We start from the raw sequence: 15,048 nt of genomic DNA on the forward strand, positions 1-15,048 counted from the left end.
GCCCGCGCTCGCAGCAGCAGTTAACGGAGGGAACCCCAGCAATGAGCTTCAACCAGCCGGGCCCGTACGGCGGCCAGCAGCCTGGTCCGTACGGGGGCCAGCAGCCCGGTCCGTACGGCGGCGGCCAGCCGCAGCAGCCGGGCCCCTACGGGCAGCCGCCCCAGGCCCCGCCGCCCGGCTACGGCTACCCGCCCCAGGCCCCGCAGCAGCCCGGCTACGGCTACCCGCAGCAGGCCCCCTACGGGCAGCCGCCGCAGGCTCCCTACGGGCAGGTGCCCCCGCCCCCGCCGCCGAGCGGAGGCGGCGGCAAGAAGGCGGGCGCCGTCATCGGCGCGGTCGCGGTGGTCGTGGCGGTCGCGGTCGGCGGCTACTTCCTGTTCGCGGGCGACGACAGCAGCGGCAGCGGCTCCGCCGCGGTCAAGGACGACGGCCCCCACAAGCTGACCACCCCGGACACCGTCCTCGACGGCACGTACAAGCTGAAGCCGAACAGCGCCAAGAACGACGCCATGTCCCCGGAGAAGGCCAAGGAGGCCGAGGAGCACGGCGTCAAGAACGCCAAGGACGTCGAGGCCCAGTACGAGTACGGCAGCGACGACAACCCGCTGGGGCAGAAGCTCTTCCAGTTCAACGGCCTCTACGGCGAGATCGAGGACCCGGAGGCGGTCGTCGACAAGATGTTCGGCTCGGTCGAGGAGAAGGCCGCGAAGGACAACGGGGGCGCCAAGGTCACCCTGGTCGGCAGCCCCAAGTCGTTCAGCCCGTCCGGGCTCGACGGCGCCGTCATGAAGTGCCAGGAGATGAAGTACAGCTTCGGCGGCGCGGTGACCGGCAGCACCAAGGGCCCCAAGGAGATGTCGATGGCGACGTGCATCTGGGGTGACAACAGCACCATCGGCGTCGGCATCACGGCGGACATGGCCAACGTCATGGCAGGCAAGTCCGCCGACCTGGACGAGGGCGCCGAGAAGACGACCAAGTTCCGCAAGGAAGTCCGCGTCAAGGCCTGACCCTCGGGTCGCACATCACTGTGAAGGGCCCGGCCGCTCCGGCCGGGCCCTTCGCGCAGCACCAGCACCAGCACAGAGGAACCTCGATGACCCAGTACCAGCCGAACCCCTACGGCCAGCAGCCCCCGCAGGGCCCCTACGGGCAGCCGCCGCAGCAGGCGCCCTATGGGCAGGCCCCCTACGGGCAGGTGCCGCCGCCCCCGCCCCCGCAGGGTGGGGGCCGGAAGAAGGTCGGGTTCGTCGTCGGGGCCGTCGCCGTCGTGGCTGCGGTCGGGGTCGGTGCGTACTTCGTGCTCGGGGGCGGCGGCGACAGCGGCGGCTCCGTGGCCGTCAAGGACGACGGGCCGCACAAGCTGGTCGCGCCCGAGACCGTGCTCGGCGAGTACAAGAAGGGCAGCGGCACCATGTCGAGCGGCTTCGACGACCTCGACGACGCCGAGAAGCACGGGGTGAAGGACCCCACCTCCGTGCACGCGGGTTACGAGGTGCGCGACCAGGCCAACCCCCTGGGCGGCAAGCTGATCCAGTTCGGCGGGGTCTACGGGGAGATCGAGGACCCCGAGAAGACCGTCGACGCCCTGTTCGCCGGTGCCAAGGCCGACGCGAAGAAGGACAGCGCGAACGGCGGCAACTCCGGCGAAATGGTCGGCAGCCCCCGGGACTTCAGCACCGGCGGCTTCGTCCTCAAGTGCCAGGAGGCCCACGTCAAGAAGGGCGCGAGCGGCGCTACGGGCTCCGGCCCCAAGGAGGCGCGGATGGCCGTGTGCATCTGGGGCGACCACAGCACGGTGGGCCTGTCCATGCCGATGGAGATCGCGGACATCGTGGCGGGCAAGAGCCCGTCCCTCGACGACGCCGCGGAGACCGCGAGGAAGCTGCGCTCCGAGGTCCGTGTGAAGCGGTGAGCCGCCCGCACGGCCGCGGCTGAGCGGCTCATCACGACCAGGGGCGCCCGGCGAGGTCAACTCGCCGGGCGCCCCTGGTCGTTCGAACGGGGTCGGGCTAGGCCGACTTCTGCTCGCCCGCGCCCGGGCCCCGCACCTCGCGCGGGACCAGCGTCGGGTTCACGTTGGAGTGGACGACGTCCGCCGTGATGACGACGCGGGCGACGTCCTTGCGGGACGGCACCTCGTACATCACCGACTGGAGGACCTCCTCCATGATGGCGCGCAGGCCGCGCGCGCCGGTCTGGCGCAGGATCGCCTGGTCCGCGATGGCCTCCAGGGCCTCGCGCTCGAAGTCCAGCTCCACGCCGTCGAGTTCGAAGAGTCGCTGGTACTGCTTCACCAGCGCGTTACGCGGCTCGACGAGGATCTGGAGCAGGGCCTCGCGGTCGAGGTTGTGGACCGAGGTGATGACGGGAAGGCGGCCGATGAACTCGGGGATCATCCCGAACTTCACCAGGTCCTCCGGCATGATGTCCTCGAACTGGTCCTTCTCCTCCAGCTCCCGCTTGGAGCGGATGGTGGCGCCGAAGCCGATGCCCTTCGCACCCGCCCGGGCCTCGATGATCTTCTCCAGGCCCGCGAAGGCGCCGCCCACGATGAACAGCACGTTCGTCGTGTCGATCTGGATGAACTCCTGGTGCGGGTGCTTGCGGCCGCCCTGCGGCGGGACCGAGGCCGTCGTGCCCTCCAGGATCTTCAGGAGGGCCTGCTGGACGCCTTCACCCGAGACGTCACGCGTGATCGACGGGTTCTCGCTCTTCCGGGCGACCTTGTCGATCTCGTCGATGTAGATGATGCCCGTCTCGGCCTTCTTGACGTCGTAGTCGGCGGCCTGGATGAGCTTGAGGAGGATGTTCTCCACGTCCTCGCCCACGTACCCCGCCTCGGTGAGCGCGGTGGCGTCCGCGATGGCGAAGGGGACGTTCAGCATGCGGGCCAGGGTCTGGGCGAGCAGCGTCTTGCCGGAGCCGGTGGGGCCGAGCAGCAGGATGTTGGACTTCGCCAGCTCGATGGCGTCCTCGCGGCCCTGCGCGCCGCCGTTCTCCCCGGCCTGGACGCGCTTGTAGTGGTTGTAGACGGCGACGGAGAGGGCCTTCTTGGCGGGCTCCTGGCCGACTACGTACCCCTCGAGGAACTCGTAGATCTCGCGGGGCTTGGGCAGCTCTTCCCAGCGGACCTCGCTCGTCTCGGCGAGCTCCTCCTCGATGATCTCGTTGCAGAGGTCGATGCACTCATCGCAGATGTACACGCCCGGGCCTGCGATGAGCTTCTTGACCTGCTTCTGACTCTTTCCGCAGAACGAGCACTTGAGCAGATCGCCGCCGTCACCGATGCGTGCCACGGTGTGCTTCCCCTTCGCCTGGGAGACGCCGTTGGTCCAGCGGCTCCTGGTGCCTTGTATCCGACGGTACCTTGCCTGGCCCCCCGTTCGGGCCCCCCTTGGCGCGGTTCGCTGCTCCGCGGAACCGTGAAGAACCACGAAATGTCGCAGATCGCCACGGACCGACGCGACCGCGCCAAGGAGCGGGCAGTTGGTGCTGCGGTTTCCCCGGACGAGTATCAGGCGACCGCGGAGTTGTTCATCTTGCGGGTGGAGATGATCTGGTCGATCAGGCCGTACTCGAGCGCGTCCTCGGCGGTGAGGATCTTGTCGCGCTCGATGTCCTCGCGGATCTTCTCGATCGGCGTCGAGGAGTGCTTGGCCAGCATGTCCTCGAGCTGCGTACGCATCCGGAGGATTTCGTTGGCCGCGATCTCCAGGTCGGAGAGCTGCTCGCGGCCGGTGCCGCCGGACGGCTGGTGGATCAGCACGCGCGCGTTCGGCAGGGCCATGCGCTTGCCGGGGGTACCCGCGGCGAGCAGCACGGCGGCCGCGGAGGACGCCTGGCCCATGCAGACCGTCTGGATGTCCGGCTTCACGAACTGCATCGTGTCGTAGATGGCCGTCAGGGCGGTGAAGGAGCCGCCCGGGCTGTTGATGTAGACCGAGATGTCCCGGTCGGGGTCCATCGACTCCAGGCACAGGAGCTGCGCCATGACGTCGTTGGCGGAGGCGTCGTCGATCTGGACGCCGAGGAAGATCACGCGCTCCTCGAAGAGCTTCGCGTACGGGTCGTACTCGCGCACGCCCTGCGAAGTGCGCTCGACGAAGCGCGGGATCACGTAACGGTTGTCCACCTGGGGGCCGGTGTGCAGGCCCGCGGGCTGGCCGCTGACGGGGAAGCTGTTCATCTGAGGTGTTCCGTCCTGGTGATGAGCGTGGGCTTGGTCGGCTGGGGCGGGCCGGGTGCGGGCCGCCCCGGGCGGGGGCCTCCTGAGGCCCCCTGGGCGCCTTCTCAGGCGCCCGTGCCGCCGCCGCCCGGAACACCGGAAGCGGCGCTGATGATCTCGTCGATGAGGCCGTACTCCTTGGCCTCCTCGGTGGTGAACCAGCGGTCGCGGTCACCGTCGCGGATGATCGCCTCGACCGTCTGGCCGGAGTGGCGGGCGGTGATCTCGGCCATCCGCTGCTTGGTGCGCAGCAGGTACTCGGCCTGGATCTTGACGTCCGAGGCCGTACCGCCGATGCCCGCGGAGCCCTGGTGCATCAGGATGTCCGTGTGCGGCAGGGCGAAGCGCTTGCCCGCGGTGCCGCCGGTCAGCAGGAACTGGCCCATGGAGGCGGCCATGCCCATGCCGATCGTCACCACGTCGTTCGGGATGTACTGCATGGTGTCGTAGATCGCCATGCCGGCGGTCACCGAGCCGCCGGGGCTGTTGATGTAGAGGTAGATGTCCTTCGAGGGGTCGGCCGCGAGGAGGAGCATCTGCGCCGTGATCTTGTTGGCGATGTCGTCGTCGACCTGCTGGCCGAGGAAGACGATCCGCTCGCCGAGCAGACGGTTGTAGACATGGTCGCCGAGGCCACCACCGATGGACGGCTCACCGGCTGCGTAGGGCATCAGATTCGTCACGTATCCACCTGCTCGTCTCTGACGGCACCGGCCGTCTCAGCATCTTCGTTCTGAGGGCAACGACTCCACTGCCCCCGTATTCATGGACCCTAACGCGCGGCCCCCTTCGGGGAATCCCGCAAGGGCAACTGTTCGCTGTGAGCGCAGGTGCAGGTCGGGCCCCAAAGGATGCGGGGTGGCACGCCCCGAAGGGGCGCGGGGAACTGCGCGCTCAGCCACGACACAGCGGCACCCGCCGACGCACCCGGCGTGGCAGGCGCTGGGGCGCGAAGGGCCCCCGGGACGGCGTCCCGGGGGCCCTTGCACAGGTGCGGCGAGGGGATCAGCCCTCAGCCTTCTCCTCATCCGCCTTGGCGGAATCGGCGGCGGCCTCGGCCTGCTCACCCTCGACGGAGTCGTCTTCGTCGTCGAGGTCCACGACCTCGCCGTTCGTGTCCTTGACCGTGGCGGCCTCGACGACCACCGCGAGCGCCTTGCCGCGGGCGACCTCGCCGACGAGCATCGGCACCTGGCCGCCCTCGACGACGGCCTGGGCGAACTGGTCGGGGCTCATGCCGGAGGACTGGGCGCGACGCATGAGGTGCTCGGTGAGCTCCTCCTGGTTCACGTTCAGCTTCTCCTTGTTGACCAGCTCGTCGAGGATGAACTGGGTCTTGATGCCCTTGACCGCCTGCTCGCGGGTCTCGGTGTCGAACTCCTCCTCGGACTTGCCCTGGATCTCCAGGTACTTGCCGAGGTCGAGGCCCATCTGGCCGAGCTGGTGGTGCTCCAGGTTGTGCTTGCGGGTGCGGATCTCGTCCTCGAGGAGCTTCTCGGGGACCGGCACCTCGACGAGCTCAAGGAGCTTGTCCAGGACGCGCTCCTGGGCCTGGGTGGCCTGGTCGAACTGGCGGGCCGTCTCCAGGCGCTTGCGGCTGTCGGCCTTCAGCTCGTCCAGGGTGTCGAACTCGGACGCCAGCTGCGCGAAGTCGTCGTCCAGCTCCGGCAGTTCGCGCTTGGCGACCTGGGTGACCTTGACGGTGACCTCGGCCTCCTTGCCCGCCGCGGAGCCGCCCTTCAGCTCGGAGGTGAAGGTGGCCTCGCCGTCGGCCGCCAGGCCCTTCACGGCGTCGTCGATGCCCTCGAGGAGCTCGCCGGAGCCGATGGTGTACGAGACGCCGTTGGCGACGCCGTCCGCCAGAACCTCGCCGTCGACCTTGGCCTCCAGGTCGATCGTCACGACGTCGCCGTCCTCGGCGGCGCGCTCGACCGGCGCGGTGGACGCGAAGCGGCCCCGCAGGTCCTCGACGGCCTTGTCGACGTCCTCGTCGCTGACCTCGACCGCGTCGACCTCGACCTCGATGCCGGAGTAGTCCGGGATCTCGATGGTCGGGCGGACGTCGACCTCGGCGGTGAAGCTGAGGGTCTCGTTGTCCTTCAGCTCGGTGATGTCGACCTCGGGCTGGCCCAGGACGTTGAGCTCGGCCTCGTTGACCGCCTCCGTGTAGAACTTCGGGAGGGCGTCGTTGACGGCCTCCTCCAGCACAGCACCGCGGCCGAACCGCTGGTCGATGACCCGGGCCGGGATCTTGCCCTTACGGAAGCCCTTCACCGTGACCTGCTGGTTGATCTTCTTGTACGCCGCGTCGAGGCTGTCCTTGAGCTCCTCGAAGGGCACCTCGACAGTGAGCCGAACCCGGGTCGGGTTCAGGGTCTCCACGGCGCTCTTCACGGTTCGGTCTCCTTGTGGGCTGACTGCTTGGGTTTCTGCCCGGTCGAGAGACACACGGGCACACAGCTTGCATAGTAACGGCACGCGGGAGCCGACCCACAATGCGATCTTGAAAGACGGGCCGAAGACAGGCCGCGAAACCGGCCGGAGCGCCCACATCCGGATCTTCGGCCCGGGAAACCGGCCACTGAGCTGGAAAAATCTGCTGGTCGGGGTGGCGGGATTTGAACCCACGGCCTTCCGCTCCCAAAGCGGACGCGCTACCAAGCTGCGCCACACCCCGTCGGTGCGACACGTAGGGTACATGCCCGCGGGGGGTGCGGCGCCCGCTTGCGGGAGCGCGCGAAGAGCGCGGGGACGGGGGTGTGCGGCGGACCGCCGTGACCCGCTACGATGCATGCCGTGCCGCGCTCGCCGATCTGCGAGCCGCTGCACCAGCTGTGCGGGCGTAGCTCAATGGTAGAGCCCTAGTCTTCCAAACTAGCTACGCGGGTTCGATTCCCGTCGCCCGCTCCACGGCCTCCGGCCCGGTGTGCAGGTTCCGCCCTGCGCCCCGGGCCGGAGGCTTTTTCACGCCCGCGCACGGGGTCACGGGTGGCGGATGTCGAGGCTGTAGACGGAGCGGATGCCGTAGGGGACGTAGAGGGCGTCGCCGACGAGGGTCAGCGGGGCGCCGGGGGTGTCCGAGGAGGACAGCACGTCGGTGCTGCGCGCGGGGCTCGACCAGTCCACCTTGCCCGTACTCCGCTCCAGGGCGCCGAGGCGGCCGCTGGGGGACGCCAGGAAGACGTGGGTCTCCCCGGCGAGCGGCGGGCCCGGGTTCTCCACCTCGGAGTCGCTGCTCCAGAGCTGACGGCCCGAGCGCGGGTCGACGGCGCTGACGCGGCCGCTCCAGAGCGTGTAGTAGACGGTGCCGCCGCTGAGGGTGGCGGTCGCCGCCGAGGGCTGGCGGTGGGAGAGGCGCACGGAGCGGACCGCGTGCCCGCCGGAGGTCACGTCGATGGTGGCCAGGGTGCGGAGCGTCTCGTCACCCCTCTCCCGGGCGAAGACCAGGCCCCCGCCCAGCTGCCCCACGCCGCTCTGCGCGAAGACAAGGCGCCCGTCCGCCCGCCCGAGGAGCCGCAGCACGCCGGAGAGCCGGACGGTCCAGTCCGGCTTGCCCGTAGCCAGATCGAGGTGCGAGACACGGGTCTCCTTCTCGGACAGGCAGATGAGATAGCCGTGGCCGTCCGCGGAGTCGACACCGCAGTTGTCCGGGACGGGCAGGGGGCGCTGCCAGCGCGGCTTCCCCTTCGCGCGGTCGGCGAGCAGCGCGTACCTGTCCGCCTCGGCGCCGTAGCGGGCGAGGAGGCCGTCCTTCACGACCGCCACGTCGCCCAGCTCCGGGTCGGAGTTGGGTGCGGACGCCGCCTCCTGGTTCCACAGGGGCACTCGTCTCCACAGCACCGCGCCGGTCCGGCTGTCGAGCGCCTGGAGCTCGTAGACGGGGTCAGGGGTATCGTCCCCGGCGCGCCGGGCCGACTTGTCCCTGTATACGTAGCTGCGCTTGCGGTCGTCCGAGGTGCCGAAGACGGTGCCCTCCCCGGCCACCATCCCCCCGCCCTCGACGGGTTCGCCGCCCCAGGCGAGCTTCCCGGTGGCGAGGGAGAAGCGCACGGCCTTCGCGCCGCCGCCCGCGCACACCAGGCCGTCACCGGCGGCGAGGCAGCGGCTGAACGGGCTCTGCCCGCCGTCTCGCGTACGGGCGTCCTGCGCCTGCCACGCCCGCCAGCCGGGCGGCAGGGCCCGGGCCCTGGCGTCGTCCGGCTTGAGCCACTGGACCGCGCCCAGGGTCAGCGCGGCGGCGAGCACCCCGCCCACCGCCCCGGTGACCAGCAACCTACGGCGGCGGCGCGGGCGCGGTGCGGGCTCGTCCTCGGCGGGCGGTGCGGGGCGCGGCGGCACGGGCTCGCCCCGCAGCAGGGACAGGAGTTCGTCCGGGGTCGGGCGTTCCTTGGGGTGCTTGGCCAGGCAGAGGGTGACCAGGGCGCGCAGGTCGGAGGGTACGGCGTCGAGCCGGGCTTCGCCCTTGACGACGCGGGTCGCCGTCTCGTACGGGGAGACGTCGTCGAAGGGGCCGCGCCCGGTGGCGGCGTGGACCAGGACGGAGCCGAGGGAGAAGACGTCGGACGCGGGGCCCACGTCGCGGGGCGAGGTGAGCTGCTCCGGGGACATGTAGGGCGGGGTGCCCATGACGCGGCCGGTCTGGGTGAGGGGGTCTCCGGCGAGGGCTTCGGCGGCGCGGGAGACGCCGAAGTCGATGACGCGGGGGCCGTCGTCGGCCAGCATCACGTTGGCCGGTTTCAGATCGCGGTGGACGACACCCACGCGGTGGATGTCGCGCAGCGCCTCGGCGAGGCCCGCCGCGAGCTCCGGGAGGCGTTCCGCGGGCAGCGGGCCGTGGCGGCGCACGTACTCGCCCAGGTTCTCGCCCGGGATGTAGAGCGTGGCCATCCACGGGCTCGGCGCGTCCGCGTCGGCGTCCACGACGGGGGCGGTGAAGGCGCCGCTGACCTGCCGCGCGGCCTCGACCTCGCGGCGGAACCGGGTGCGGAATTCCGGATCGTCGGCGTACTGCGCGTGCACGACCTTGACCGCGAGGCGCCGCCCGGACGCGGAGCGCGCGAGATAGACGACGCCCATCCCGCCCGAGCCGAGGCGGTCCTCGACCGGATAGCCGCCGACGGCCTCGGGGTCCGTTTCCCGCAGCGCCACCGCTCCCAGACCCCCCGTGTCGCCGTGCCCGGCCCTCAGCCGTCAGAACTGTATGTCGCCGATGGTCTCCGCCAAGGAGTTGAGAAGCTCCTGGATGTCGTCTGCCATTCCCGTCGAGGCGAGGGTGAAGCCGAAAGTCGCCGCGACGATGGCGGGCCATACCTTGATGTTCCCTTGACGAATCATCAAGACGAGGACGATCGCCAACAGCAGTACCACTGACAGCGAAATGGCCACACTCATCACACCCTAGGTCGGTCGCTCTCCCGCCCGGGGGGTACGGCCCCGCACTCCCCCGCCAGGAACCATCGTGCCACCAACACGACCGCCCTATGCGGCCGGTGACACATCGTCGGCCACGCGTTGACCAGTGACGCACCCGTCCCGCCCGTGCCGCGGAGGGTCGCGGGGGGCGTGCCGCACGGGCGCCACCCGCATCCGCACGGCAATTCGACGGTTCCCCTGGAGGGCGAATTCGACGTGATCGTTTCCATGGCCAGCCATCGTCCTACGGCCCCGCGCACCGGCTCCCGCACCGGCAGTTCACCGGGAATTCGAATGGTGGCCGAGAACACATCGCGCGGGTTCCCATAACCCATCACGGACCGATCAACCAGGACATTTCACCAGAGTCGCCCGCAGGCGTTATGCACGATTTAAGCGGTACGAGTGGTGACGTATCGGACAGCGATCAGTGAGTTTTCGGCCTTTCGCTCCGGGTACCCGGGACCTAATTGCGCGAACCCGGCCGAGCGGCGGACGGACGGACCGGCCGGGGTTGTCGACGTCGTTACGAGCGTATTGGCGAGGCATTGCACGAATGAATGAGCCGAGAGTTTTACGGGAACAGCGGGGCGGCGCTAGGGTGCCCCAGATGTTCCACGCTGCCATGACCCCCGTAAGCGCAGTGCGGTCCCGGATCGTCTCACCGAGCTCTTGGTGGGAGGGCCTGTGACGAACTCCGTGCAGCCGCACGGTCGGCACCGGGCCCCGCTGCCCCCCGTACAGGAAACGGCCCCGCACTCCCCCGCACCCGCTTCCCCCCTCCCCTCCTCCCGCCCCGCCGCTCCCGCCCCGCGCTCCGCCACCGGCTCCGCCGGACGCCCCGCCAAGCAGCGCGACGCGTTCTTCGACAACGCCAAGTACCTGGCGATCGTGCTCGTCGCGATGGCCCACGCGTGGGAGCCGCTGACCGATCACAGCCGCACCGCCGAGGCGCTGTACATGACCGTGTACACGTTTCACATGCCGGCCTTCATCCTGATCTCCGGCTATTTCTCCCGCGGTTTCGACATGCGGCCCGACCGGCTCAAGCGCCTGGTGACGGGCGTCGCCGTGCCGTACGTCGTCTTCGAGGTCGCCTACACCTTCTTCAAGCGGTGGGCGGACGACGACCCGACGCAGCCGATCAGCCTGCTGGACCCCTGGTATCTGACCTGGTTCCTGATCGCCCTGTTCGTGTGGCGCCTCACGGTCCCGCTGTGGAAGGTCGTGCGCTGGCCGGTGCCGCTCTCCCTGGGCGTGGCCCTGCTCGCCGTCATCTCCCCCGACATCGGTGACGACCTGGACCTCCAACGGGTCCTGCAGTTCATGCCGTTCTTCGTCCTCGGCCTGTTCCTGAAGCCCGAGCACTTCCAGCTGGTGCGGCGGCGCGAGGTCCGGATCCTGTCGGTGCCCGTCTTCGCCTGCGCGGTCGCGCTCGCCTACTGGGCGGCGCCGCGCATGACGTCGGTGTGGTTCTACCGGCGCGACAGCGCCCAGGAGTTGGGCGTGCCGTGGTGGGTCGGCGTCGTGATGACGCTGGCGCTCTTCGGCTGCTCCGTGGTGCTCACCGCGTGCTTCTTCGCGTGGGTGCCGCGGCGGAGGATGTGGTTCACCGTCCTGGGCGCGGGGACCCTGTACGGGTATCTGCTGCACGGGTTCCTCGCGAAGGGCTCCCGGTTCTGGGGCTGGTTCGAGGACTACCCGTGGCTGCACCGGCCGGTGGGCGAGGTGTTCGTCTCGGTGGTGGCCGCGGCGGTGGTCACGGCACTGTGCACGCCGGTGGTGCGGCGGGTGTTCCGCTTCGCGATGGAGCCTCGGATGGAGTGGGCGTTCCGCCGCGATGCGACTGAGGTCGCGCGGGAACGGGCCGGGGCGGGCGCCCGGTAGGCCCCTCTGGCACAGCCCAGGCGCAACAGTTGCTCGGCGCCTGGGGCTGTGCCCACCCTTCCCCAAGCTCTCGGCTCCGCTCGAGCAGGGGATGCCCCACTCGCCCCCTGGGCGGACCAGCTGCCCACAGCTGGGTGATGGTGTTACACCGTCGTCCGCAGTGCGGCGCGGGCCGGGAGGGTCGTTGCCAGGAGGCCCAGGACGATCGCCGAGCCCGCGAAGGACGCGTAGAGCAGGGGCGGGATGTACGGGGACTCCCCGGTGAGGCCGCGCACCATCGGCACCAGCGTGGCGAGCGCGATGGCCGTACCGATGATCACGCCCGCGCAGGTCACGAGCAGCGCCTCCCAGCGGACCATCCGCATCACCTGGCCGCGGGTCGAGCCGATCAGGCGCAGCATGCCGAGCTCGCGGCGCCGGTCGAGGACCGTCATCACCAGCGTGTTGACGGCGGCGACGGCCGCGAAGCCGCCGAGGACGGCCGCCATGACGGTGTTGGCCCAGGCGTTGAGCTTCCGGTCGAGGGACTGGGCGGTGGTGTAGCCGTCCCGGTCGCTGACCGTGCCGAGGGACTTCAGCCCGGCCGCCGTGCCGCCCTTCGTCCAGATCTCCGTGTCGAGTGCGGCCGTGACGTGCTGGCGCACCGCGGCCGCGGGCAGCGTGACCTGGGAGAGGCCGAGGCCCCGCTCGTAGGTCGCCGCGAGCGTCGGCCGGATCCTCGTGCCGTCGGGCAGGCGCAGCTCGACGCGGTCGCCGGTCTTCAGGTGCGCGGAGCTCGCGAGGTTCGCGTCGAGGCCGATCTCGCCCTTGCGGAGGGTCAGTTCGCCGCTCTTCACGTTCAGGTCCTGCACCGCGGCGAGGTCCGCGGCGGAGCCGGTGACGCCCTGTGCGGACGCGGACTGCAGCCAGCGGTCGCCGCCGGAGCCCATGGGGATGAGCACGGACGTCTTCAACAGGCCCACCGCCGAGGTCACTTCGGGGGCCTTCGCCGCATCGCGCACGGCGCCGGGGCCGAAGCCCGAGCCGGACGTGACGATGTGGTCGGCGGTGATGCCCTCCCGCTGCTGGTCCGCCGTCACCTTGTCCTCGCTGGTGTGCATGAAGACGAGCGTGGAGGCGAACGCCATGGCGAGGACGATCGGGGTGATGGCGGAGGCCAGCCTGCGGGCGTTCGTACGGGAGTTGGCGGCCGCGAGGGACGCGGAGGCGCCCGCGCCGCGCAGCGGCAGGCCGAAGAGGGCCGCGCAGCCGCGCGCCACCAGCGGGCCGAGCAGCGCCACCGCCAGCATGAACAGCATGACGACGCCGAGGGCCGCGTTCGCCGCGTCGTCGCCGGTCGAGGTGGCTGCGACCCGGGACAGGACGATGCCGCCCACGGTCGCGGCGACGCCGAGCGGCGTACGGATCCAGCCGGGCCGCAGCCGCTCCACCGAGGCCTCGCTGAGGGCCTGGCCCGGCTTGATGCGGGAGGGGCGGCGCGCGGCCGCGTACCCGGCGAGCAGGGCGGTGAGGACGGCCGTGCCCGCCGCCGTGACGAGCGGGATCCAGGAGACGGCGAGGTCCACCGCGTCCGGCACTGCGCCGCGGTCCTTGAGCTGCCCGAACCACCAAGTCGCCAGGGCGATGCCGGGCAGGCAGCCGAGGGCGCCCGCGAGCGGGGCGACGAGCAGCGTCTCGGTGGCGATGGTGCGGCGCACCTGGCGCGGGGTCGTGCCGATGGCGCGCAGCAGGGCGAACTCGCGGGCCCGCTGGCCGACGGAGAGCGCGACGGTGCCCGCCGCGGTGAAGACGGCGACCACCGCGGCGATGCCGCCGAAGGAGCCGCCGAGGCCGGTGAGCAGCTCCTCGGCGCCGACGAGCGAGGGGTCCTCGACGCCGCCGCGGTCCTCGCCGGTGTAGACCTTCGCCTTGCCGTCGAGGGCCTTGGCGACCTGGGCCTTCAGGGCCGCCTCGGTGACGCCGTCCTTGGGCAGGACCGCGATCGCGTCGACGCGGCCCGGGTGCCCGGAGAGGCGGAGCGCGTCGGCGTCGGCGAACCAGACGGTGGGCTCGGCGGCGCCGGAGACCGTGCCGGAGACCCGGACGGCGCGCGGGCCCTCGGCCGTGGTCAGCGTCACGCGGTCGCCGACGCGGGCCCCGGCATCGGCCAGGACGGCCTCGCCCGCGGCGGGCGCGCGGCCCGCCGTGAGCTTCTCGCCGGTGAAGGCGGTGGCTCCCCAGCCGTGCGCGGTCAGGGCCCTGTCGCCGCCCTTCGCCGGGAGCGCGACGGGGAAGGTGACGTCCGCGACCGCCGTACGCGCCCCGGGCACCGCCGCGGCCTTGGCGACCAGGGAGCCGTCGAGGCGGGCCCGGTCCGGGACCGGCGTGGTGGAGGCGTTGTCGCCGCTGCCGAAGTGGACGCGCTGGTCGGCGGCGGCCACGACGGGCGCGTCCGCGTAGCGGGTGGGCGGCACGGAGGCGCGCAGGCCCGTCTCCAGGAGGATGCCGCAGGCCGACACGATCAGGGACGCCATCATCAGGGCGACGAACGTGCCCACGAACGCGGCGGGCTTGAATCGGACGGCCGCGCGGGCCAGGCCGTTCGGGACGAGGCTCATGCCGCCGCCACTCCCGCGTACGTGGGCGCGGCCGCGGGCACGGTCAGGGCGCGCATCCGGTCCGCGATCCGCGCGGCCGAGGCGCCCTCCAGGCGGTCCACGATCTGGCCGTCGGCCAGGAACAGCGTGTGGTCCGCGTACGCGGCGGCTGCCGGGTCGTGGGTGACCATCACCACGGTGGCACCCATGCCGTCGACGGCCGAGCGCAGCAGGCCGAGGACCTCCGCGGCCGTGGTGGTGTCCAGGGCGCCCGTCGGCTCGTCGGCGAACACCACGTCCGGCTCGGTCACCAGGGCGCGGGCGATCGCGACGCGCTGCTGCTGGCCGCCGGAGAGCTGGCCCGGGCGGCGCCTGCCCTTGTCGCCGAGGCCCACGCGGGCCAGGACGTCGGCGGCCTTGCGGTGGTCGGGGCGGTGGCCCGCGAGGCGCATCGGCAGCAGGACGTTCTGCTCGACGGTGAGCGAGGGCAGCAGGTTGAAGGCCTGGAACACGAAGCCCAGGCGGGTGCGGCGCAGGGCCGTCAGCTTGTTCTCACTCATGCCGGTGATCTCGGTGCCGCCGAGGTGGACCGTGCCCGCCGTGGGGCGGTCCAGGCCCGCCGCGCACTGCAGGAACGTGGACTTGCCCGAGCCGGAGGGGCCCATCACGGCGGTGAAGCTGCCGCGGGGCAGGGCGAGGTCGATGCCGCGCAGGGCGTGCACGGCCCGGGCGCCGCGGCCGTACTGGCGGCGGACGCCGCGCAGCTCCACCGCCCAGTTCTGGCCGGGGGCCTGCTGCGGGGCGGGCGGTGCCCATCCCTGTGCGGGAGCCGTGTTCTCGTCCCGCCGCTTCTTCTTCCGCAGCCCCATGGCCTGCCCAGCCCTTCCGTCGTTCTGTGGGTGCCTGATGTGTCGAACGTACGGATTCGGGGGTACGGGGGGCCAT

General features: G+C 71.3%; 11 protein-coding genes and 2 tRNA genes. 4 read left to right on the forward strand and 9 right to left on the reverse strand.

The annotated features are described in order from the left end of the window. Positions 1-41: 41 nt before the first annotated feature. Positions 42-1,010 (forward strand): hypothetical protein, encoded by a 969-nt coding sequence (locus ACIG3E_RS07930; RefSeq protein ID WP_399612642.1) that lies wholly within the window; start codon positions 42-44, stop codon positions 1,008-1,010. Positions 1,011-1,096: 86 nt separating this feature from the next. Beyond that, the gene (locus ACIG3E_RS07935; RefSeq protein ID WP_399612645.1) at positions 1,097-1,915 is read left to right on the forward strand and encodes a hypothetical protein; all 819 of its coding nucleotides are present in this window, start codon (positions 1,097-1,099) and stop codon (positions 1,913-1,915) included. 97 nt (positions 1,916-2,012) lie between these two features. Here ACIG3E_RS07935 and clpX read toward each other — a convergent pair whose 3' ends face one another. From clpX to ACIG3E_RS07960, 5 genes are all read right to left on the reverse strand, one after another. Further along, a complete protein-coding gene (clpX, locus tag ACIG3E_RS07940; RefSeq protein ID WP_030673850.1) occupies positions 2,013-3,299 on the reverse strand; it encodes an ATP-dependent Clp protease ATP-binding subunit ClpX in 1,287 nt (428 codons plus the stop codon). Positions 3,300-3,517: 218 nt separating this feature from the next. Continuing rightward, entirely contained in the window at positions 3,518-4,189 is a 672-nt protein-coding gene (locus tag ACIG3E_RS07945) for an ATP-dependent Clp protease proteolytic subunit (RefSeq protein WP_242718071.1), read from the reverse strand. A gap of 104 nt (positions 4,190-4,293) precedes the next feature. After that, complete coding sequence (locus tag ACIG3E_RS07950) at positions 4,294-4,899, reverse strand: ATP-dependent Clp protease proteolytic subunit (RefSeq protein ID WP_030362534.1); 606 nt, start codon at positions 4,897-4,899, stop codon at positions 4,294-4,296. Positions 4,900-5,233: 334 nt separating this feature from the next. After that, a complete protein-coding gene (gene tig / locus ACIG3E_RS07955; protein ID WP_399612648.1) occupies positions 5,234-6,622 on the reverse strand; it encodes a trigger factor in 1,389 nt (462 codons plus the stop codon). A 206-nt stretch (positions 6,623-6,828) separates the two neighbouring features. Continuing rightward, positions 6,829-6,905: transfer RNA gene (locus ACIG3E_RS07960), tRNA-Pro, on the reverse strand. A 159-nt stretch (positions 6,906-7,064) separates the two neighbouring features. Here ACIG3E_RS07960 and ACIG3E_RS07965 point away from each other — a divergent pair. Further along, positions 7,065-7,138, forward strand: a tRNA-Gly gene (locus tag ACIG3E_RS07965). 72 nt (positions 7,139-7,210) lie between these two features. Here the strand turns inward: ACIG3E_RS07965 and ACIG3E_RS07970 are convergent. Together ACIG3E_RS07970 and ACIG3E_RS07975 are read right to left on the reverse strand one after the other, a co-directional pair. After that, entirely contained in the window at positions 7,211-9,376 is a 2,166-nt protein-coding gene (locus tag ACIG3E_RS07970; RefSeq protein WP_399612650.1) for a protein kinase, read from the reverse strand. 42 nt (positions 9,377-9,418) lie between these two features. After that, positions 9,419-9,613 carry a hypothetical protein gene (locus ACIG3E_RS07975; RefSeq protein WP_030673834.1) on the reverse strand — a complete coding sequence of 65 codons (195 nt, stop codon included), beginning with the start codon at positions 9,611-9,613 and terminating at the stop codon, positions 9,419-9,421. Positions 9,614-10,327: 714 nt separating this feature from the next. Between ACIG3E_RS07975 and ACIG3E_RS07980 the strand changes: the two genes are divergently transcribed. Further along, entirely contained in the window at positions 10,328-11,527 is a 1,200-nt protein-coding gene (locus ACIG3E_RS07980) for an acyltransferase family protein (protein ID WP_399612652.1), read from the forward strand. Positions 11,528-11,670: 143 nt separating this feature from the next. Here ACIG3E_RS07980 and ACIG3E_RS07985 read toward each other — a convergent pair whose 3' ends face one another. Beyond that, positions 11,671-14,124 (reverse strand): ABC transporter permease, encoded by a 2,454-nt coding sequence (locus ACIG3E_RS07985; protein ID WP_399612654.1) that lies wholly within the window; start codon positions 14,122-14,124, stop codon positions 11,671-11,673. After that, a complete protein-coding gene (locus ACIG3E_RS07990; RefSeq protein ID WP_399612656.1) occupies positions 14,121-14,972 on the reverse strand; it encodes an ABC transporter ATP-binding protein in 852 nt (283 codons plus the stop codon). Before ACIG3E_RS07990 ends, ACIG3E_RS07985 begins: the two co-directional genes overlap by 4 nt. Between the last annotated feature and the right edge of the window lie 76 nt (positions 14,973-15,048).

This window comes from Streptomyces sp. NPDC053474 (assembly GCF_044544845.1).
In the GTDB taxonomy this organism is placed as follows: Bacteria; Actinomycetota; Actinomycetes; order Streptomycetales; family Streptomycetaceae; genus Streptomyces.